Annotated in this window: 22 protein-coding genes; 2 read left to right on the top strand and 20 right to left on the bottom strand. The window is 51.7% G+C overall.

Annotated elements, in window-relative coordinates:
• Positions 1 to 48: 48 nt before the first annotated feature.
• Positions 49 to 675 (top strand): DUF2799 domain-containing protein, encoded by a 627-nt coding sequence (locus FHS09_RS09655; protein ID WP_183459267.1) that lies wholly within the window; start codon positions 49 to 51, stop codon positions 673 to 675.
• Positions 676 to 856: 181 nt separating this feature from the next.
• Positions 857 to 1,156 (top strand): hypothetical protein, encoded by a 300-nt coding sequence (locus tag FHS09_RS09660; RefSeq protein WP_221191913.1) that lies wholly within the window; start codon positions 857 to 859, stop codon positions 1,154 to 1,156.
• Between the two features lie 561 nt (positions 1,157 to 1,717).
• Here the strand turns inward: FHS09_RS09660 and FHS09_RS09665 are convergent.
• The 20 genes from FHS09_RS09665 to FHS09_RS09760 all read right to left on the bottom strand — a co-directional run bounded on the left by FHS09_RS09665 (position 1,718) and on the right by FHS09_RS09760 (position 20,907).
• The gene (locus FHS09_RS09665; protein ID WP_183459269.1) at positions 1,718 to 3,544 is read right to left on the bottom strand and encodes a DUF3413 domain-containing protein; all 1,827 of its coding nucleotides are present in this window, start codon (positions 3,542 to 3,544) and stop codon (positions 1,718 to 1,720) included.
• A gap of 235 nt (positions 3,545 to 3,779) precedes the next feature.
• Positions 3,780 to 4,712, bottom strand: coding sequence for an electron transfer flavoprotein subunit alpha/FixB family protein (locus FHS09_RS09670; RefSeq protein WP_183459271.1), 933 nt, complete (start codon positions 4,710 to 4,712; stop codon positions 3,780 to 3,782).
• Positions 4,709 to 5,461 (bottom strand): electron transfer flavoprotein subunit beta/FixA family protein, encoded by a 753-nt coding sequence (locus FHS09_RS09675; protein ID WP_183459273.1) that lies wholly within the window; start codon positions 5,459 to 5,461, stop codon positions 4,709 to 4,711. The genes FHS09_RS09670 and FHS09_RS09675 overlap by 4 nt, the downstream gene beginning before the upstream one ends.
• A gap of 21 nt (positions 5,462 to 5,482) precedes the next feature.
• Complete coding sequence (gene apbC, locus FHS09_RS09680) at positions 5,483 to 6,577, bottom strand: iron-sulfur cluster carrier protein ApbC (RefSeq protein ID WP_183459275.1); 1,095 nt, start codon at positions 6,575 to 6,577, stop codon at positions 5,483 to 5,485.
• A gap of 63 nt (positions 6,578 to 6,640) precedes the next feature.
• Complete coding sequence (locus tag FHS09_RS09685; protein ID WP_183459277.1) at positions 6,641 to 7,414, bottom strand: FAD-binding oxidoreductase; 774 nt, start codon at positions 7,412 to 7,414, stop codon at positions 6,641 to 6,643.
• A gap of 23 nt (positions 7,415 to 7,437) precedes the next feature.
• The gene (locus tag FHS09_RS09690; protein ID WP_183459279.1) at positions 7,438 to 8,466 is read right to left on the bottom strand and encodes a YeiH family protein; all 1,029 of its coding nucleotides are present in this window, start codon (positions 8,464 to 8,466) and stop codon (positions 7,438 to 7,440) included.
• The gene (locus FHS09_RS09695; RefSeq protein WP_183459281.1) at positions 8,459 to 8,779 is read right to left on the bottom strand and encodes a DUF971 domain-containing protein; all 321 of its coding nucleotides are present in this window, start codon (positions 8,777 to 8,779) and stop codon (positions 8,459 to 8,461) included. Before FHS09_RS09695 ends, FHS09_RS09690 begins: the two co-directional genes overlap by 8 nt.
• A gap of 272 nt (positions 8,780 to 9,051) precedes the next feature.
• Positions 9,052 to 9,390 (bottom strand): ferredoxin FdxA, encoded by a 339-nt coding sequence (fdxA, locus tag FHS09_RS09700; RefSeq protein WP_183459283.1) that lies wholly within the window; start codon positions 9,388 to 9,390, stop codon positions 9,052 to 9,054.
• Positions 9,391 to 9,392: 2 nt separating this feature from the next.
• Positions 9,393 to 10,367, bottom strand: coding sequence for a HEAT repeat domain-containing protein (locus FHS09_RS09705; RefSeq protein WP_183459285.1), 975 nt, complete (start codon positions 10,365 to 10,367; stop codon positions 9,393 to 9,395).
• Between the two features lie 8 nt (positions 10,368 to 10,375).
• Entirely contained in the window at positions 10,376 to 10,609 is a 234-nt protein-coding gene (locus FHS09_RS09710) for a 4Fe-4S dicluster domain-containing protein (protein WP_183459287.1), read from the bottom strand.
• 28 nt (positions 10,610 to 10,637) lie between these two features.
• A complete protein-coding gene (locus FHS09_RS09715) occupies positions 10,638 to 12,368 on the bottom strand; it encodes a fumarate reductase/succinate dehydrogenase flavoprotein subunit (protein ID WP_183459289.1) in 1,731 nt (576 codons plus the stop codon).
• A complete protein-coding gene (locus tag FHS09_RS09720) occupies positions 12,368 to 13,138 on the bottom strand; it encodes a GntR family transcriptional regulator (RefSeq protein ID WP_183459291.1) in 771 nt (256 codons plus the stop codon). Before FHS09_RS09720 ends, FHS09_RS09715 begins: the two co-directional genes overlap by 1 nt.
• Positions 13,139 to 13,285: 147 nt before the next feature.
• The gene (locus FHS09_RS09725; protein ID WP_183459293.1) at positions 13,286 to 13,942 is read right to left on the bottom strand and encodes a c-type cytochrome; all 657 of its coding nucleotides are present in this window, start codon (positions 13,940 to 13,942) and stop codon (positions 13,286 to 13,288) included.
• Positions 13,935 to 14,426: a copper chaperone PCu(A)C gene (locus FHS09_RS09730; RefSeq protein ID WP_183459295.1), complete on the bottom strand. Its 492-nt coding sequence runs from the start codon at positions 14,424 to 14,426 to the stop codon at positions 13,935 to 13,937. Before FHS09_RS09730 ends, FHS09_RS09725 begins: the two co-directional genes overlap by 8 nt.
• Complete coding sequence (locus FHS09_RS09735) at positions 14,423 to 15,022, bottom strand: SCO family protein (RefSeq protein ID WP_183459297.1); 600 nt, start codon at positions 15,020 to 15,022, stop codon at positions 14,423 to 14,425. The genes FHS09_RS09730 and FHS09_RS09735 overlap by 4 nt, the downstream gene beginning before the upstream one ends.
• Complete coding sequence (locus FHS09_RS09740; protein ID WP_246394796.1) at positions 15,022 to 15,876, bottom strand: ABC transporter ATP-binding protein; 855 nt, start codon at positions 15,874 to 15,876, stop codon at positions 15,022 to 15,024. Before FHS09_RS09740 ends, FHS09_RS09735 begins: the two co-directional genes overlap by 1 nt.
• A gap of 13 nt (positions 15,877 to 15,889) precedes the next feature.
• The gene (locus FHS09_RS09745) at positions 15,890 to 16,579 is read right to left on the bottom strand and encodes a hypothetical protein (protein ID WP_183459299.1); all 690 of its coding nucleotides are present in this window, start codon (positions 16,577 to 16,579) and stop codon (positions 15,890 to 15,892) included.
• Positions 16,558 to 17,505: an ABC transporter permease gene (locus FHS09_RS09750; RefSeq protein ID WP_221191915.1), complete on the bottom strand. Its 948-nt coding sequence runs from the start codon at positions 17,503 to 17,505 to the stop codon at positions 16,558 to 16,560. The genes FHS09_RS09745 and FHS09_RS09750 overlap by 22 nt, the downstream gene beginning before the upstream one ends.
• A gap of 65 nt (positions 17,506 to 17,570) precedes the next feature.
• Positions 17,571 to 18,932: an ABC transporter substrate-binding protein gene (locus tag FHS09_RS09755; protein WP_183459301.1), complete on the bottom strand. Its 1,362-nt coding sequence runs from the start codon at positions 18,930 to 18,932 to the stop codon at positions 17,571 to 17,573.
• Between the two features lie 763 nt (positions 18,933 to 19,695).
• Entirely contained in the window at positions 19,696 to 20,907 is a 1,212-nt protein-coding gene (locus FHS09_RS09760; RefSeq protein WP_183459303.1) for an OprD family outer membrane porin, read from the bottom strand.
• Positions 20,908 to 21,533 lie beyond the last annotated feature (626 nt).

Consider the following 21,533-nt stretch of genomic DNA (forward strand, 5'->3'; position numbering starts at 1 on the left):
TCGATGAGATAAATTGCCTCTCGACGCATCCTGTGACGGGAACAGACAGTGAAATTAATAAGCAGAATAATTCCATCCGCGGTTCTGGTCTTGCTGGCCAGCGGCTGCGCCACCATGAGCGAAGAGGAGTGCCTGATCGCCGACTGGCACGCGATCGGCTATGAGGACGGCGCCGCCGGCCTGCAGGTAACGCAGTTGGGCAAGCGACGCGAGGCCTGCGCCGACCACGGCGTGCGGCCGGATACGACCGCCTACCGCGCCGGCCGCGACGAGGGGCTGCAGCTCTACTGCACCGAACACCGCGGCTTCCGCCTGGGGCGCGCCGGCGGCGGTTACAACGGCGTCTGCCCGGCAGGCCTGGAGGGCCTCTTCCTGCGCGGCCACCAGGCCGGACGCGAGATCTACCTGGCCAGGAACGCCGTGAACCAGGTGGCCGGCGCTATCAGCCAGCGACAGCAGGAGCGCGAGCACATCCTCGATGACATCACCGAAATGAGCGCGCACCTGATCAGCGACGAGGCCACCAAGGAAGAGCGAATTACGCTGTTGGCCGATATAGCCCGCCTGAAGGACCGCCACAGCGAGCTGGGCGTAGAGATCGAGGATCTGCAGTACGAACTGGCAATGCGCGAAGCGGAGTACCAGGAAGTGCAGGCGCGCTCGCCCTATCAGTAGGAAATGGCTCGGGCCTGCTGCGCTCGGCGGTTGATTGCAGCCATGGACCGCCCCTATATTGTAAGGGCAGAAGAGAGCTTCTGAATGTTTTGGCCCAGCGCCATTTCCAGAATCGAGAGCAGGGAGCGTTACGTAATGGATTATGACGCCGTAGTTCTGACGAATTGCTTAAAAGTCTCTATTGGATATTTATATCAACAAGAATAATCTAAGCATGGCAATTGAAACAGTCACTCTATATCGCCCTACTGGCCCGAAAGAACTGGAACTTGTCAGGCAAAGCGGCTTCAAACGCTGGCCCCCAAGACTGCCCGGGCAACCTATTTTCTATCCAGTGACAAATGAGGCCTATGCCAAGCAAATCGCAACTCAGTGGAACATCAAAGACAGTGGTATCGGCTATGTCACGCGGTTTGAAGTCAGAAAACCTTTTATGGACCGCTACCAGATTCAACAAGTTGGCGGATCTGATCCACACTGAGTGGTGGATTCCGGCCGGAGAACTTGAAGAGCTGAATGACAGTATTGTCGGATTGATTGATGTGATTGGTGAATACCGTAAAGATTCATAAGAAATAAAAAATGTCTCACCATTACTCGCAGACGCAGCGGAGCGAAATAACCAATCACCTTGCTGAATTCGGAAACCTGGGTTACACATTAGTGGAATCCGTTATTCCTCAGGAGGAACTCCGCTCTATAGACCGCTGCTGCAGCCAGATCGACCTATCCCGAGCTGGCGCCCGAGATCTACTCACACTTGACTGGTGTGCCAATACCTGTGCTCCTTTCCATCCGGACAGCCCTTGTAGGAGTCTGCTCGCAGGCGAATTGAAGTGGTTGATTTGAAGTTCGGAGATGTTCGCCTGCAAGCAGGCTCCTACAGAAAAATCCGATAACGTTGCGGCGCACTCACTTCTCATTAGATTACCTGTGCCGTGGAAAGAGAGAAAATGCAGAGCCTTGAGCGAGGATGATCGCGGCCATGGGCCGCTCCTACATGAGTTCCCTCCCCTTTTTCAGGAAAGGGGCGTTGAAGTGGTCAGCGGTAGAAGGCTCCCATATCTTCCAGTGCCTGCACCAGGGAGCCACGATCGAAGGTGGACTCCCCTTGGGCGTTGTAATCCAGGTCATACACCTCGCCACCGCCGAGCTGTTCAAATTGATAGATCAGTTCGCCCCGACGCACTGCCTTGCGGGACCAGCTGTTGAACAGCAGCGCCCTGTCCGCGGGCAGTGGAGCCAGCATGTCGATGCCAGTGGTGTAGTCGTACAGCGGGTTGTCGCAGCCGAGGGCGTGCTTCATCAGAGTCGGCGCCATATCCAGGTGGCTACTGAGGCCGCCGATGCGCTGCGGCTCACGGCCAGGCCAGTGGATCACCATGGGCACGCGGGTCTGCCACTCGGAAAAGTTGCTGTTGTGGCCCCAGAAATTTTTGCCGGTTTCATTGAACTCCTGGCCGTGGTCCCCGGTGATCACCACAATGGTGTTATCCAGCAGTTGCTCTTGCCGCAGGCGCTGGAGAATATCGCCGATCAGGCTGTCGTTGAAATGGATCGAACTCTTGTAGCGGTTGAGAAACGGCAGTGGATCGTAGTCGTTGTCCAGAGCCAGGTAGTTAACGTTTTCCACCACCGGTTGGAAGGCCGGCGGGGTGTCTTCCGGTATGGCGAAACCGTGGGGTGCATCGAAGAACAGGAATCCGAAGAAGGGTTTCTCCCGTTCGCCCTCATCGAGATAACGATTAAAGTGCTCCGCGATATAGCGGTCCGCCGCCACCGTGGACTGCTTTTTCAGTTCCCGCGGCGGCCAGTGCAGTTCTTCCTCCGGTAATTGCGCAAAAACCGTCTTGTCGAATTCCGGGCTGTTCAGCGGCGCGCTGCCGTACAGGAAAAAGTCGTAGTCTTTCCTCTGCAGCTCGGTCATCAGCGCGGCGCCGCGCTGACGGCCGAGCATATCGAACCAGTAGCTGCCGGGCAGGCCGTAGAAGAAACTGAACACACCGAATCGGGTGGCATTACTGTTACTGTAGTGCCGCTCGAACTGCAGGGCATTTTGCGCGAATGCATAGGCGTTGGGCATCACCTGCGGATCGAGCATATCGAAGCGCAGGGAGTCCACCATCAGCACCAGGATATTGGGTGGCATTTCCGCGCTGCACTGCAGCGGAGCCCGAGGGTATTGCAGGCTGCCGCCCTTGTGTCGCGGCAGCCGGTCCGCGGTTTTCACCTCCACGCCCAGGTCTCGCATCAGCCCCTTGGCGGTCACCGGCTGGGCCCAGGGTATATAGCGCAGCTGCGCGGTCACCGGGGTGTAGCCGGCGGCGTCCCCCCAGGCATAAAGCAGCTGGCCACAGATCATCACCGCGGCACTGGCCGCGGCCAGGCGGCCGCCGGATGGCAGATGCCGGCGGGCGAGAAAGCGCGCGAGCAACCACTGTCCGAGAGCGATCGCCGTCACCGCCGCCAGGGACAGCGCCCACATCAGCGGCGAGAAGGCGAGGATATCGCCAGCGGCGCCGCCGGTGATCAGATTCCACACCATGCTGTTGAGATGGAAGCGGTAGAGTCGGAACACCTCGTGGTTGGCGCACACCAGAATCAAGCCGGCGGTGAAAGTTCCCACCGCCAGCCAAAGCGCGAACCGCCGGCGCCACAGGCCCGCCAAGCCGGCGGGTAGTGCCAGCAGCGCCGCCAGGAACAGGAAGTGACCGGGCAGCGCCAGCGAGAGGAACAGCAGGGACCAGCCGTTGTGGATGGATGCGGGGGTAACCAGGGTGGCGGCAACCAGTGCGGCCAACAGGCCGTTTGCGGCGCCGTGCCAGCAGAGCCAGCGGCTAAAGCCTTTGCGGGAATCGAGTGCAGGCATATGGCATCAAACTGCTATAAATCTGGGCGCGCAGTTTAGAGACGATAGCACCGCAAAGCAATCCGCCCCCTCTACTGGGCCGCACCACATCCGCGGCGACGCCAGGAAGGCCCGGGAGCACCCACTATCAGAATGTCTTTCAAAGACCCCCGGTAGTAGGCCCATTGAGGCCCGGACCTAATGGCCATAACCGGCCTGATGGCCAAAATGCCCTTTCCGGGGTTTCAATAGCTTGCTAACACAATTGCGCTTCCAGCTCTGGTAAGACATCAAACAGGTCTGCAACCAAACCATAATCCGCGATATCAAAAATAGGGGCGTCAGCATCTTTATTGATAGCAACCACCACTTTCGAATCCTTCATCCCGGCTATATGCTGGATAGCTCCGGAAATCCCCACCGCTATATACAGCTCAGGGGCCACCACCCGACCGCTCTGGCCTATCTGCAAATCATAGGGTACGAAACCCGCATCCACCGCTGCCCGGGAGGCGCCGACCGATCCATTGAGCTTGTCCGCAAGAGAATACAGCAATTTAAAATTCTCACTGCTGCCGACTGCCCGCCCGCCGGAAACCACCACCCTTGCGGTACCCAGGTCGGGCCTGTCTGATCGTCCGATTTCAATCTTAGTACGGCGGGAGAGCTGCAAATCGAAAGCCTTATCCACAACCTCTAAAGTACAGGCCTCCGTTCTTCGCGTAACAGGAGGAAAAGCCGACGTACGGACGGTCATAGCCTTGACATTGTCATTCGACTGGATTCTCGCAATCAGGTTTCCTGCATAAATGGGTCGAAGAAAAACATCGGTACCTTCAATATGCAAAACATCAGTAAGTGGCTGAACGTCCAGCAGCGCCCCCAACCTCGGCATAACGTTTTTCCCAAATGTGTTGGCGGGAGCGAGAATATGGCTATAGGGGGGCACCATCTCCGCCACGAGTGAAGACAGGTTTTCTGCCGACAATGATTCGTAGCAAGGGTGGTCAGCAAGTATCACATTGGTCACCCCTTCAAGATAGCGGGCGTCCTCCGCAACTTCCCGGCACTCACAACCGGCCACCAACAGGCTGATATCCTCGCTGATTGCCAGTGCCGCCCGCACAACGTTAAGGGTAGTCGCATCCAGAACACCTTCGCTGTGCTGCGCAATAATCAATACCTTCATAGAATCACCTTAGCCTCGTTCTTTAGCTTTTCAATCAGATCGGCCACCGAGTCAACCTTTATTCCAGGCTTACGCTCGGAAGGAAGACTGACACCCAACAGTGCTTGCCTGGGACGGGTATCCACTCCGAGATCACCCAGCGCCATGACTTCAAGAGGTTTTTTCTTAGCCTTCATGATGTTGGGTAAAGAGGCATAACGCGGCTCATTGAGGCGAAGATCCGCCGTTAACACCGCTGGCAGCGGCAGCTCCCAAACCTCTGAACCACCGTCGACTTCCCGTGTTATAGCAACCACATCACCAACAATATCAATGGCTGAGCAGAAAGTACCCTGAGGATAGCCACAAAGCGCGGCAACCATTTGTCCCGTCTGGTTATTGTCGTTATCAATACCCTGCTTACCAAAAATAAGTAGATCCGGACATTCCCTGTCAGCTATGATTTTCAGGCACTTGGCGACTGCCAACGGCTCCAGGGGACTATCTGCTTCGACTAATATTCCTCGGTCGGCGCCCATAGCCAGGGCTGTACGAATCTGTTCCTGCGCCTGCTTCTCACCAACAGATACAGCTATCACTTCACACTGGTCGTTCTCATCCTTGATTCTTAAAGCCGCCTCAATGGCAATTTCACAGAATGGATTGAGTCCCATCTTTGCCAGGCTAAGATCGACATCAGACCCATCATCCTTAGGTCGTGCTTTTACGTTGTAATCTATAACGCGCTTTACGGGCACAAGGATCTTCATGGTTCTAAGGCCTCATTTAATCTATAGTGAATCAACAATCTGTATCTCAGGCGCAGCAGTGCCGCGCCGATTGGTTTTCCAAATCTCAATGCCTACCTGGTGGGCCAGCGCAATATAGGACTGCGCCAAAGTACTGCCGGGCGATTCAACCACCGTAGGCGAACCGGCATCCACATCAGCTCTGATTCGCTTATCCAGCGGCAAAGTTCCAAGCAACTGCACCTGGTAACTGTCAGCCAGATGCTGAGCCCCACCGGAACCAAAGACAGTTTCCTCAAAGCCACAGTTTGAACATCGATGCGTGGCCATGTTCTCAACAATTCCCAATACCGGGATTGAAACCTTATTGAACATTTCCAGCCCCTTGCGCGCATCAATTACCGCCATTTCCTGAGGAGTAGTAACCACTATCGCGCCGGACACATTGACTTTCTGCGCCAGGGATATGTGAATATCTCCCGTTCCGGGAGGCATGTCGATTATCAGGTAATCAAGGTCTCCCCACAGAGTATTTTCCAACAATTGCTGCAGAGCTCTCACCGCCATAGGCCCTCGCCATATCATCGGCGTTTTATCTTCCGACATGAACGCAACCGACATGGACTTCAAACCGTACTTCCTGACTGGACTTACATATTTCTGATCTACAAGTTCCGGCTTTATATGGTTATCGATTCCCAACATGGTGCGGAGACTCGGGCCATATATATCCGCATCAAGTATGCCTACCTTGGCCCCTTCGGCCTGTAATGCCAGCGCCAGATTCACAGAGGTTGTCGACTTGCCTACGCCCCCCTTTCCCGACGCCACCATAACAATGTTTTTAACATCTTTTAGATGTCCCTGGCGGGAGATCAGCGGTGAGGCAAATACCTCACAGTTAATATGCACGGTAACACCCGGGATACCGGCCTTCTCCAGTTCACTGCTGAGTGTCATTGCCAAAAGATTGCTCTTCGATTGCATCTGCAAACCAACTTTCAGATACAGATCCACGCCACTTTCACCAATATTGATTGACTCTATTGCTTCCATCTCAATGTAGCTAGAGCCAAAGGGACTATACCCAATCTCCCCCAACACCCTGCGTACACTTGCTTCGGTTACCTCTAACATAAGCGTCTCATCTTTCTATACCAACTGGCATCCTGTACGGTCTGTTCGGTAACAGCCTGTAACTCAAGTTTCGACAAATGCGCGCTCAATGACATAACTTCCCAACTTCCCATGATGAGTTTCTGTAAAGCCCAAACTATCCAGAATTCCGGCGCAGTCCTTCAGCATCGAGGGGCTTCCACATAACATCACTCGATCCACCTCCGGATTGAAAGGGGGCATAGCAATATCATCGAACAGCTTTTCGGAGTTAATCAGATCCGTCAGCCGGCCTCGGCACTGGTAATCTTCCCGGGTCACAGTCGGATAATAGATAAGCTTCTCCCTCACGTCCTCTCCCAGATATTCATGCTCTGGCAAATGCTCAGTAATCAACTCTCTATAGGCCAACTCGTTAACTCTCCGAACACCGTGCGTCAAGATGACTTTGTCGTATGCTTCATAGGTTTCTGGATCGCGAATAATACTCAGGAAAGGCGCCAGACCGGTCCCCGTACTTAGCAAGTAGAGATTCTTTCCCGGAAGTAAGTTGTCGATCGTCAAAGTTCCTGTTGGCTTACTGCTAACGTATATTTCATCACCCACCTTAAGGTGCTGAAGCCGCGACGTAAGTGGACCATCGGGGACTTTGATACTGAAAAATTCCAGCTCATCCTGGTAATTGGCGCTGGCAATACTGTAAGCGCGAACCAGGGGTCGGCCGCCATTATCCAGGCCAATCATGGTAAAGTGACCATTCTTGAATCGGAATGACCTATCCCTCGTCGATTTAAAACTGAACAACGTGTCATTCCAGTGATGTACTTCAGTAATACTCTCTTTCATTAAATTCGCCACGTCAGCTGTCCTCTTGTATCTATTCAAATAATCATAAGTAAAGACATCGCCGCAATAAACAGGGTATTAATAATTATCAATAACAACGGCTTTCCACCAATACGCCAGAGTTCGACCAGGTTGGTTTTGGTCCCCAGTGCAGCCATCGCCATCCATAGACAGAGTTGCGAAATATCACCGAGCATGACTGTACCCTCTTGAGGAAGGGCTTGGGCGTTTGCGAGGATCACAAAGCCAACAAACGCTATGAGAAACGGAGGAACAACTCGACGAAAACCACCGACTTTCGCCTCAGGCTTGTGATAGATCAGCGCCAGTATGACCACTGTGGGTACGAGAAAGGCGATCCGTAGCATCTTTGTATAAGTGGCCAACTCTGCAACGTCGGGCGAGATCATCTCACCTGCGCCAAAAACCTGGACAACGTCATGAATACTCGCGCCGATAAACAACCCCATCTGTTCCGGTGTCATTCCCATGCTGGTCAGCAGCCCTGGGTAGAGAATCATGCAGATGGTGCTGATACCGGTTACCGCCACGACAGTACACAACAGGTGTTTCTCGATTGCCTTGTTATTCGGTAGTACCGATGCCACTGCCAGCGCGGCCGAAACTCCGCAGATTCCAACAGCTGCGCCCGAAATAATACCCCTGATACGATCAATCCTAAAAAGACCTGCAAGTATTATGCTGAAAATTATGGTACCGCTTACCACTGTGCTGACCAGTATCAATGGCGCGACTCCCAATTCTGCCATTTGAGAGAAAGTGATCCGGATTCCCAGAATCGCCACACCAGCACGCAATACCGTTTTTGCGCAGAAATCCAGGCCGGGGGAAAACTCCGGATACTGGGATATGGCCTGGAACGCCATACCCAGAAGCAGCGCTCCGAGTATTTTTGACGTTCCATAATGATCAGAGATGTAGCTGGACCCCAAAACAAGCAACAAGCAAAAGGAGATACCCGGAAGGTACTCAATGATTTTTTGTCTGGCGCCGGTGGCGAATCTCCAAATATTCCTGGTTTTTAAAACCTCCAATTCACTCATCGAGATATTCCTGTGCAAGCCCCTCACCAATGGCGAACAAATAGGGCCAAGGGTAGATTCCGCGATCATGGCCATCGGAAAATTCAATCTGCAGCGCGTTATTGCCCATTAACCTGGCTGAGCGCATTTCGGTCGACTCTGTAACAAGCGCAACACCCACCACCTTCCGGGCCCGACAGTTGGAACAGGCGCAATAACGGCGCAATTCACTACCGGCGATATGGCTCTTCTCTCCGCCTTTCCAGACAATTTTTAATTCACCCGCAGCTTTATCGAGAGTGACCAGGATCGGTGGATACAACACTTCATTCATGCTTACACCTCTATCTCTGAGCGGGCCAACCGCTGCCTTCAAAGCCCGAAGTTCTTGAGCTTTCCAAGAAGACGGAAGGGAAAGATACCCCTATCCCGGAACCATATGAGGCAGGAATGCCGATTACCAGCGTACAGGGATGTATTTAAGGGGCGCCCAGCCCGCGTCCCGGGAGAGGGGTACCCTTTCCTTCCGGCCCGGTAATAAGTGCGAAATACAAAACACCTCGAACGGAAACTAACAACGACTTGTTATGACAAGTTGCCGCCAAGTTAAACCTGCTCAGCGTCCAATACCAAAAACTGACGCTTATCTGGTTTATCAGCCCATTCATCCGCATCCGCCAACGGGTCCTTCGTGGAAGAGATCTCAGGCCACCGCGTGGCCAACTCAGCGTTGATTTCGATAAAGTCGACAAACTCCTCCGGCAACTCACTTTCCTCGAAGATTGCATCGACTGGACACTCAGGAACGCACAGAGCACAGTCGATGCAGACTTCCGGGTCAATCACCAGGAAATTGGGGCCTTCATGGAAGCAATCGACAGGGCAAACATCCACGCAGTCGGTAAATTTACATCTGATGCATTGCTCGGTTACAACGAATGTCATAACTAACCTCCAATTCCAGCCGCATTGGATTCAATTTTTGTTTTGGCCCATCGAGCCAGTTTCCTGACATCCGGGTCATTATCATTAAGGGCTTCTTCGACAATAGGCATCCCCTCCGGCCGGGCAATCTCACCGGTAGCGGCTACCGCCGCCTTGCGCAAATTGCTGATAGGATTGGAGGCGCATTTGGCCAGGGCGGGCAAAGCGGCGGCCAAACCAATCTTGCCCAAGGCTTCTGCTGACTTTTCCTGAACCTGCCACATTGCGTCATCCGTAACTGCTGTCATTAACGAGTCGACCGCCGACGCAACACCCAAGCGACCTATGCTCTTGGCTGCTTCTGACCGGACAAGCCAGTTGTCGTCTGAAAGTCCATTAATCAGTGCTTTTTCCACTTGACCCGGATCAGCGTAAACCAGAGTGCCGATAGCTGCGCGGCGCACTTCCGGATCGGCGTCCGTACCCGCGATAGAGATCAGCTGCGGCAGATTTTCATTTTCCTGTAGGTAGCCCAGAACGCCGACCGCTTCCCGCCGCACATTGGCATCGGGATGGTCCAGAAACTGGAGCGCGTGCGGCCTGGCTTCCTTGAGCCGCAGTTGCTTAAGCGAGCGAAGAATAGAAGCCAGCACGAAAGGATCACTCTCCTGAAGCGCTTCTATCAGGGCCGGCGCAGCATCATCGTCCTTTAAGTCGGCCAGAGCGTTGGCGGCGGCATTGCGCACGTTCTGGTCTTCTGAGGTTAAAGCCCCTACGAGAGCATCCATCATGTCGCGCGGCTCGAACTCATCAATCATTCTTGCCGCTTCCATTCTTACCGTCTCATCTTCATCACCCAAGGCGGCAATGAGCAACTCGACAGCTTCTTCTTCCGGACTATCTACCAGGTCCAACACCGCCACACGACGTATACCTGGATCGGAGTCTCGCAAGCGATCGGCCAATGAACCCACCAAAGGGTTTGAATAATCAGACATCGTTCACCTCAACTCAGTAAATAAGGGATGTTCACCGTAACGGCGTCTGTTGGGCAATCCGCCTCACAGGGCATGCAGTACCAGCACTCATCGTACTTCATGTGCGCTTTTCCGGTCTCTTCATTGATCCACAACACATCTAACGGGCAGACATCGATACAGGTTCGACAACCCTTGTCGGCGATACATTTATCGTCATCCACGACGACAGGAACCATAGAAATCTGGGATGCAGTTGGCATAAACTTTCTCCTGAATGTCCGCTAATGATTAGCCGGCTTGCACTCGCAACTGTTGATAGGCATTCTTCTCTTCGTCATCGAGTTCTACAACGTACGGCTCAACCTCCCTCTTCCGACACGTCATATTATCGTTCTCACCTTTGAACAACTGGACATGACAGAACCAGTTTTCATTGTCCGTTTCGGGGTGATCGACATAGTTGTGGTACAGCCCCCAGCGACTCTCCTGTCGATAAAGGGATGCAACTGCCGCCATCTGTGCGCAATCAAAGATGTGCTGTGCTTCATTTGCGCGCAGTAGCTCATGGGGATCACGGGCGTACAAATAGGGAATATCATTTTCCATTGCCCGTATACGGGCAAGGCCGATATCCATTTTTTTGCTTACCTTGGGCGGCTGAAGATAGTCATTAACCAAACGGCGAACCTTGTACTCAAATTGACTGGGCGGTATTCCGTCCGTGCGTTTTAACGGCGCCAGGATACGGTCTCGTTCCGCAATAATGTAGTCTTCATCCAGTTTCGGAACATCCCGCTCACGCGCAAACTCCACTGCATTTTCGCCGCAGATTTCTCCGTAAACGAAAGCCCCCAACATATAACTGTGGGGAATAGACGCCATATCGCCAGCTCCGTACAGGCCCGGCACACTCGTCTCGCCCTTTTCGTTGATCCAAACTCCCGAGGCAGAGTGGCCCGCACAAAAACCAATTTCCGAAATGTGCATTTCCACCATCTTTGTTCTGTAGTCCGTGCCACGACCATCGTGAAAACGGCCACGACTGGGGCGCTCGTTGGTGTGCAAAACGTGCTCAATTTCCTGGATGGTTTCCTCGGCCAGATGATCCAACTTAAGGAACACAGGGCCATTTCCGCCTTGGAGCTCATTGTAGAACTCCATCATCATCTGCCCGCTCCAGTAATCGCACTCTATGAAGCGATCTCCCTTGGCATTGGCGGTATAGCCGCCCAGGGGCCCGGTAACATAGGCACAGGCCGGTCCGTTGTAATCCTTGAGCAAGGGGTTGATCTGGTAGCATTCCAAACCGGTCAGTTCGGCACCCACATGGTAGGCCATAGAGTGGCCGTCACCACAGTTGGAAGGATTCTCATAGGTGCCGAACAGATAGCCTGACGCCGGCAGACCAATACGACCGGCCGCGCCACTGCACATGATCACCGCTTTTGCCCGGACCACAATCACTTCGGCGTCCCGGGTACCCAACGCGATACAGCCACTCACCACACCGGCTTCATCCTTCAGAAGGCGGATAGCCTGATAGCGGTTCTCGACCTTGACGCGATGGCGCCGGAGGCGGCGATAAAGAATCTTTTTGACGTTGTGTCCTTCTGGCATTGGCAACACGTAGGTACCCAAATGGTGTACCTTTTTCATGTCGAACTCGCCTGTCTCATCCTTTTGGAAGTAAACACCCCATTTATCCAGCTTCTGAATCATGCTGTAGGAGCGCTGCGCGTAAGCCATGACGCCTTTTTGAAGGAGAATCCCATCGTTAGCTATGGTGATCTCTTTCACGTAGTCTTCCGGAGTTGAATGACCGGGAACGACGGCGTTATTCAAACCATCCATACCCATACTGATGGCCCCGGAACGCTTAACGTTGGCCTTCTCCAGAAGCATGACGCTCGCATCTGGATTCTTTTCTTTTGCTGTGACGGCAGCCATTGGCCCGGCCGTGCCACCACCAATAACCAATACATCAACATCCATAACTTTTATGTCATCAGGAATTGCCATTACTTATCCTCTTGGATGGGAGCGTTCTTTAAAGGATCGCGTTGTATTTGGAAGCGGTATTTGTAGGAATCACCGCGGAAAGCGAGATACTCGAAATCAATGGGCTGGCCGGTGCTGTCACGAGTCAACCGCTCCACCCACATAATTGGGCTGCCCGGCTCTATTTTCAGAAACTTGGCGACGTCCGCATCTGCGGGGCGCGCCTCCAGGCTTATTTCAGCCTCACCGAGCTCTATTCCAAGCTGATTTTCCAGCATCGGAAAGATGTCCTGGCTCAGGTCCTTCGAGAAAAGCGCTGTACCAATGGCCATCGGGAAGTAGGAGCTGTCTACTGACACCGGCTCGCGGTTGAGGTACCGGACACGCACAACTTCCACTACCCTTTCCTTGGCAGTAAGCCCCAGATTTTCCTGCACATTCTTACTCACAACGGTTTCACGGATACTGACCAGGCGTGCAGACGTCTCATAGCCCTGGGGCTTCATTGCCTCATCAAATCCCTGCAAGTGCTTAATGTCCTGAGTCGCCTTGGGTTTGCTGGCGAAGGTACCTTTTCCCTGCGCTGAAAAAATTAGCCCTTCACTATGAAGATCTCTCAGAGCCTGCCGAACAGTAATGCGACTCACGCCGAAGCTCTTCATTAGCTCACTTTCCGAGGGCATACGCTGATAAGGCGCATATTCTCCCGCGAGGATTTGCCTCTTCAGCGCTTCTTTTATTTGCAGATAAAGAGGTTGATGTGACATATCTTTCGGTTGCAGTGGTTTCATAAATTCTGCCTCCTGTAGCCTTCTATATTACTTATTATGACTTGTTATAACAAGTAAAATATAAGCTAATTTTAGAGAAATTTTGTCTAGCCACTGCATCCGCCAAAACCTATTTAAACATGCCTTTTTTTAGTGCACCTCAATGCTCTATTGAAGTGCACAAGAATTTGTTTTTTCGCGCTCAAAACGCGTCAATGACAAGTAATAAGCAACGGCTTCAACTTCCTCCTCGGTAAGCTTTCTGACCGCTTTTTGCATCGCCATACCCTTATCGTTGTTACGCGCACCCTCCCTGAAATCAATAATCTGTTTACGCAGATATTGACGGTGTTGCGCATCGAGCCATGGCATCGAAGGGTCACCGCTGCCATGGCAGCCGACACAGGCAGGGACATCATCCCGACCTGTGCAGAATGTTGATCGCCCCAACTTGTAGCGCCTGCTATCCAGGGGAGCGTCCAGGTCCTCCAAACCGGCCTCGGATGGGGGAAGCTGGGCAAAATAACTGGCGGCACGCTCCAACTCTCCCGGCTCCAGTTCAGCGAGAATTGAACGCATCTGGCCGTTGTCGTTGTTCCTTCTACCCGTTGAAAAATCCAGAACCTGGCGAACAATGTAAGCTTCATTTTGCCCGGCAAGCTTGGGGAACTTGTTCACATGGCTAATGCCGTTCGCGCCGTGACACAGAGCACAGGTTTCCCAAGGTGCCATTCCCTTCTTATCGATCATTCCCGCATTGCCAATAGCCCCACCCAAAAGCGCCAGAGCAACAAGAGGCAGTTGCAGGAAAGGGAACTTACTCATGATGCCCCTCATGGGAAGCTGAACCATACTTGGCCCGGCGGGTCTTGACAGGCATTGTGAATGACTTGGTTGCGCCATTGCCGAACACCAGAGCGACGTCAATATGATCACCCTCACCAAGCCGCCGCTTCGGTTTTTGCATCATTAGATGCAGAGATTCCGGTTCAAACTTTACCGTTTCTCCAGGCGATATACTCAGACGGTCCAATGCCTCCATACCTGCTATTCCCTCCACCACAACGGAGCGATGTATTTCAACTGATTCGAACGCTGAGCTCATCACCTCAACCAGAGTCACTTCTTCTGACGAAGTGTTTGTTAAGGTAAAATAACCTGCCCTCACCAAAGAAGGTGCGTCTGGCTGCCAGGCATCAGCAATAGTCAACTCAGATGTCGAATCAACATCTTCCCGGTCAGCACCACTTACCCAAGGGGTCATCGCCAAGCTAATAGCGAAGGTACACACAGCTAACAGCGCTCTCATGACCTTTTCCTTTTTCGGATCAAACGAGTTAAAAATTTCGAAACTTCCTGTACATCCAAGGGTTGACTTATCTCTGCCACCAGCTCAGCTTTCGGGCTGATTACCGCTATGGCTGCGGTGTGCGTGACGTCATAGTGAGCATTGCCGCGCCCGGGTTTACCCAGCCGATAAAAGCCACCTATGCCGGATACCAGAGTATCAATTTGCTCCACCGGACCCGTAATGCCGACATTGTCAGGATGGAAATGGGCCAGGTACTCCGTCAGAACCGGCGCATCCCGCTGCGGGTCCACCGCCAGGAATACGATTTCTGGAATTCGGGACGGGGAGAACTGCAATCCCAACTCTGCCCGAACGGCTTCCAGCTTCATGAGGGTTACCGGGCAAACATCAGGACAGGATGTAAAACCGATAAATATCAGCGTCCACCGTCCCTTCAGTCGATCCAAGTCATAGATCCTTTTGTGTTGGTCCAGCAGTGAAAACTCGGGGAGTGGTCTTGAATCCTTGAAAATCCGGGTTCGCTCTCCTGAGCCATGAGCTTCTGAAAATCCACAAAGAATCAGACAGGAAACAAGTGCCCATATAACTCTCATTACCACTCTCCTGACTCCGAAAATGCTTTAAGACTCTCCTGGCGAATGAATGATAGACACTTTCGCTTAAGCCTAACGAACTCATCACTGGTCGCCAGCTCTCCCTTTCTCGGCCTCTCCAGATTCACACTCAGGTCAGCTATAATGGATCCCGGGCTGGTACTCATAATCAGAATTCTATCGGCCAGGAAGATCGCTTCGTCAACATCATGAGTTACGAACAGTACCGTGATTTCAAACTCCGACCAGATATCCAGCAGGCTCTCCTGCATAATCAGGCGGGTTTGCGCATCCAAGGCACCAAAAGGCTCGTCCATCAGTAACACGTCGGGATAGTTAGCCAGAGCTCGAGCTATTCCGACCCTTTGTTGCATACCACCGGACAGCTCGCCGGGCAGCTTGTTCGCGATTTTGCTCAGCCCTATCATCGACAACAAGGTATTGGCAATGGAATCACACTCACGTGAGCTACGGCCGGCCAACTTTGGACCGAATGCTATGTTTTGATGAACGGTTTTCCACGGGAATAGCGAGTATTGTTGGAATACCATCCCCCGGTCCGGCCCCGGGCCGATCACCGGATGATCGTCCACCAATACCTGGCCTGTGGTTGGCTTCACGTAACCAGCGACAGAATTAAGTAACGTTGATTTACCACAACCTGACGGCCCGAGAATACAGACAAATTGCCCGGGCTGTATGTCTAAGCTGGTTTTTTCAACGGCTCTATTAAAGGTTGCTCCTGATCTAAAGCCAATTGTGACATCATCAATTTTTATATGCCCCCGGCCAGTCGTTTTTTTGCGACCGGGTTGCATTCCTGGATCTGGTTCCACTACTAGCTTCATATTCATTACTTACACCACACTAGGTTCTAGTTTTATCTATGTCAGGTAAATATCCGGCGAAAACGTACAGTGCTGATAACAACAATCCAAAACCGGCCATATGCAACCACCACCCTATGGGTTCAAGCCATAGGGAAGTTGAGACCCCTAAGCCCATCATGGCCAGGCCGACCACCCAGCTTGGGGTAGCACAACAGACCACCCAGGAAAGTGAAATCGAGGTCAACGCAACAAGACCAGCACCTACTCCCCCCGAGGCTTTCGCGGCCCACAGATTCCGCCTTGCACAGCTGGCTTCAGCTATACTACGGATAATCAAGACAAGCATCCCAAGAAGAGTGCCGAATATCATTATTTCCAATGCCTTTGCCGGCGCTACAAATAAGCTCCATTGCGATATCCCGATACCGAAGTCATAGTTCATGTATCCAATCTCAAACAGCCATTCATCCTTAATTATCATCAGCCTGTCTGACCAAGATGGTGTAGAGGCAATAATTCTTCTCGTATTCTCGAGCCAGTCATAAGTAGTAATGTAGTTTGGCCACTGCTGGAATTTGATCATCGGTGCCGAAAGCAACACTATGTAATACAGCAGCGTAAATCCCGCGCCTGCACCAAGACAAAGAGCCTTATTTCTTCGGGCCAGACGAAGGCTGATCCTGAATCTCCTCATATAGTCGCCAGCTAGTGCGTGGTTTTTTTCCATCGCAGTGATGGAGCCATAGCCAGACGGACCAGATATGTGGACAATGATCCCAGGCCGCCGATAACAAGCATTCCAACGATAATGTCGGGATAATTAATCAGTGAATAGGCGTTCCAGGTAAAGTACCCGATACCATACTGTCCGGAAATTATTTCGCCCGCCAGCAGTGAAAACCAACTTACGCCCATACCAATGGCCAGCCCTGCAGCGATACTGGGCAGAGCTGCCGGCAAAACCACATGCCAGAAGATATCCAGACGTTTGGCCCCCAAGGACAGGGCTGCCCGCACTAGCACTTTGGGCGTCTGTTCAACGCCGTGCACGGTATTGAGGATAATCGGAAACAGCGCCCCCAGGAACGTGATGTAAATAATGGATGACTCTTCTGTTGGCCACATAAGAATGGCCAGCGGAATCCAGGCAACTGCCGGTATGGGCCGAAGCACCTCTATGTATGGAAGAACGGCGGCTCTCGCGGATCGGGACCTGCCAACCATAACCCCAATTACAACTCCCAGGATTACCGCCAGCGAGTAGGCAATGAGTATTCGTTTGATGCTAACCTGCACATGGGTATGAAATTCTGAATCAGTACCATGCACAAGGAAAGCAGACCCAACCGTTCCCGGAGACGGGACATTTTCAAAGTTAATGAAATAGTTAAAGTTGTACTTGGTTGCGTAATGCCAGATCAAAATCCCTGCTATTACCGACAGGGATCCAATACCAATCATCTTGATTCTATCGGGATTAAAATACTTTGAAAACAAGTCACTTAGTCTATCAGATTTGTTTTCAATGGCGCTTTCACGCCCTTGAACCGAAGAATTATCAATTTCTGATCCATCCTTGACAGGATCGACCGGCCTGTCGTAATCCTTAGGGATATCCATACTGATAGCTTTATCAGATAACAATGTACTCATTACTGCCACCATTCACTAACGTTCTAGAATCAGCCGATAATTTATATCGCTGCCGGCATCTCAATTTAACTGGAGTAACCTTCGAGGGCCTGTTCCAGTTGCATAACCGTGCCCTTGTTCTTCATTGCATAAGTATCGGCATCCGGCTTTCTCAGGAAAGCTTTGAAACCGTCTGAAGATTTGACAAAAAAAGCTGTTTTACCGAAAAGTTTCAGTCCCGTTTCTTCATCGTATACGTAGGTTGCGTTCAATTTTGCACCTGTTTCCCTGAACTCTTTGATAGCCTTCAAAAAATCAGCTATGGAGGCGTAGGATATTATGCCGTTTCTGGAGTGCCAGATTTCCACCGGTAGCTGTGCGTTGGCAACACCAGGATCAACGATAGTGCTCTTTTCCGCGTCGTAATCGATACCCAGATCGGAGTACGCTTTTTTCACGTAGTCTTCCGTCACCCATTCTTCAAAATCGAGTGGGGGCATATTCATCTCTTTAGTTAGGACACCATGATCCGCTTTCAGGGCTTCCACCCATTTTGATTTAATGGTTGGATCGAGCGTAAGATGTCCACCTTCTGAGAAATAGATATAGAGCACTTCTTTCTCAACACCGGTCCAGTTCTCCATCATATCAACTGCCTTGACCGGATCTGACTTAATCCATTGCCCCGCTTCATGCACCGCTTTAATAAAAGCAACAGCAACCTCAGGGTATTGATCCAGAAAGTCTTCACGCACAACAACACCATGAAGATAAGGTATGCCTGTCTCTCTACCGTCGTATATTTTGCGGCCAGTTCCCCTGAACTCCATTAACTCAGACCAGGGACAAAAATCCGCATGCGCATCAATTCGGCTGGAGGCTATATTCGCTGCTCCTACGGCGGGGCTTTGATTCTTTAAGGCATAGTCCTTTGCAGGAATCCCTTCGTCCTGCATAGCTTTCAACAGCATCCCCCAAGCTGCGCTCCCTACGGGAACCGATACTTGCTTGCCAGCAAGTTGATCAATGGTGTAAATATCGGAATCGACCGGAACGACAATGGCGTTACCACTACCTTTCAGGTTATAGCCGGTACCGGCGATATACTTGGTGCGTAAAGATTTTGTTTCCTGGAACTTGGCCCCGTTCACAATCAGTGGGTAATCACCCATTACTCCAAAGTTCAACTTGTTAGCCATCATCTGGTTGGTAATTGGGCCACCAGAGGAATAATCGCTCCAGGAAATCTCGTAGTCAGAATCAGCATATTTTCCTGACCTGGGAAGGTGTTTCTCCAACAGCCCCAACTCCTTAACGACGATGCCCGCCGTGTAGGTGTCCGTACACATACTTTGGTGCCCTATCGCAATGCGTATCGTCTCGGCGTTCGCCGAGTTCGCCAGGGCCGCGGCCATAAATATTGCTGTGAATAGCTTGGTTATTGTCATTGTCATCCCCCAGTAAGGTTTATTATCCAACTTGTCTTGCCATGTTATAACGACCTACTTAGTAGCTGCATAAGCCGTGCCAGAAACCCAACCGCCCGATCCTCAAAGCGTATAAGTCGTTAATTCATAAACCTTTTTTTAGAGAGTTCAGAGCCCCCTTAATTCCTTGAAGAACCTCTTCCATATTAGGAAAATGCCCCGCTATTGCGCCTGCGCATCAGTACCGCACTCTATAAGCGCACAATCGACCCGCATGCCTGTCGCAGGGCCAATACAAGTAATACAGATCTCATCCCGAAGTATCCCTATCGAGGTCACAGAAATGACACGAGCCACCCCATGACGGAGAACAGTCATACCGTTGGTTGGGATATGAAGGCTACCGTCACTGACGGGTTTCGTATGCCCGGTGTTCGGAGAGCGCGGGACCCTGATTTTTCAAGAGTCGAGGTGAGAGAGAGCGGGAAGGTGCCCCGGGGCGATAATCTTGCTATTAACCCGGAAACCAAATAGAACATCCCTGGCCTGAATGCCGCTAAGTTAAGCAATAAGCTTGATGCGAAGGGCTTGATGCCGGGGATTCTTTGCGGGACTGTGACTCGGGCCATCCTTGGCCTATTTGCTTGCCGCCATTCAAATACTGGCGGATGGCCGCCCCACGGATGGCCGCCCCACGGATGGCCGCCCCACGAATGGCCGCCCCACGAATTGCTTGTGTTTCAAGGACTCGCGCCGGCCTCCGGTCGGCGGCGACACTGATTTTTCAAAAGGTAAACTGGGTCTGAAACCGGTGATTGATCTGTTCAACAGAATCGACATCGGACGTCACCAGCTCCAATCTCCATCGAAAGGATAAACCTTCCAGATACTGGTCAAGTGCATAGATCACGTCCAGGTCGGTCGCCTCCCGATCCGGTGCCTGATCGAAATCAAACGTTGCATAACTGAGTTTTACATCCACCTTGCTGGAAAAACTGTGATTGAAGGTTACCTTCAATGCCTCACCGGCATCTACGTTCTCCAGGGTCTCCAACATATTGTTAGTGTAAAGCGGGCTGGTGGAGTAACTGAAGGGAGCCAGAAATGCACCATTTCGAAAAGCGGATTGCTCCGTAGCGACACTGTTGTAAGCCAAAGTGACCTTTGAGCTTCCCATTGTCGTTCCAAACTTAACGCCGTAAAGACTTGAATCGATTCTGCCCAGTATTTCGTCACCGCTTTCACGTTGTGTTGCATATTGCGCGCCCACGAAAGGTTTGACACTGTTGGATATCGAGGCACTGTAGCTACCGTTGACGTACAGGGTGTCAAAGAACTCCGAAACCCGGGTAAACCACGCTTCCAACTTTATTGGCCCAGCTCCGTATACAGCTCCCAGGTTAGCCATACTGCCTGTTTCGGAGGGGGCAGAAGCCCCGTACCGGCTCGCCGTCCAGGAACCGATATCCACAAATGTTTCACTATTACGATTCTTGATCTCACTAAGGTAGTTGGCCTCGAAGGAGATATCTTTCAGGCTTTTATTGGTAACGCCGTACCCGTGAAACGTAAAGGGGATCATGAAAGCATCGCCAGAGTTGGCAAAAGGAGTATTGACTTTCTGTCGACCCAGGGTAGCTACGGTATGGCCGGCATCAAATTTCAGATAGGCCTCTCCCAACACTTCCAGATCGCTGCCCAAACGGCTATTCACCTTGTTTGGGTCGTCGTCGTTCGTACCAAGATCCTGAGCAGTGTAATATCCTGCACCGATCTTGATTGGGCCTATCTTACCGGTCTCAGCGCGTAACGCTCCCCCTAAGGAAAATGCACTTTCATCGGTACGATCCTCATACTCTCGGGTGTTGTAGTAGGCTCTGATGTTTCCATCCAGACTTCCGTTGTCAAATATGTCCCTTAATTGATCTTCGGAAAACGCCAGCGTAGAGAACCCCGATACCCCTGCAAGCAGGATCAGCTTTTTGATTGTATTCATGTAACCCCCATAATCTGAAAATTTCAGCCTGCTCCGTCACAGCTGAGCAATGCCCCGGTTTGTGTGAAGTCCACTTGTACTAATAAGATATAACGACTCAGGATTAATAAAGCGATTTCTATGCCAAAACCGGATTGGAGACCTGAGCTGACACCAAGGCCTTGTATTTCATTACTTTTTAGTTCGTTTATTTACCAACCCGACAATTGTCTACCGACCTCTATCAGACGCTGAACGCCCTACATTGGCCCAACAATGCCCGCAGAGGGGAAACTATTCATGCAAGCAGGGCAACGGATTTATAACGACTAGTACAAGTTCAGTAGCGAATTACAGTAAGGGCGATCAAATATTTTCAGATAGTCGATGGGAGGAGTGCACCGAGACATTCGAAAGCAGCTTTCGGCAGTGTCCCTGCTGTGAGAGAGGCTGGGATTAGATGATCATGCCGGGAGATAATTTTTGTCGCAGTTTCTCGCTTAACAGGGTATCTATCCCTTTCAGGGAAAGATCAATGGATCTTTTTCCTAAAATGCTGGGTGCTTATGGGTATCCATCAATCCATCCATGGAGGGGATCGGCTCGGCCATGACGCGATTCCATTTCGCTTGATGATGGCAGTGCCT

Source organism: Microbulbifer rhizosphaerae (assembly GCF_014191725.1).
Taxonomy (GTDB): domain Bacteria; phylum Pseudomonadota; class Gammaproteobacteria; order Pseudomonadales; family Cellvibrionaceae; genus Microbulbifer; species Microbulbifer rhizosphaerae.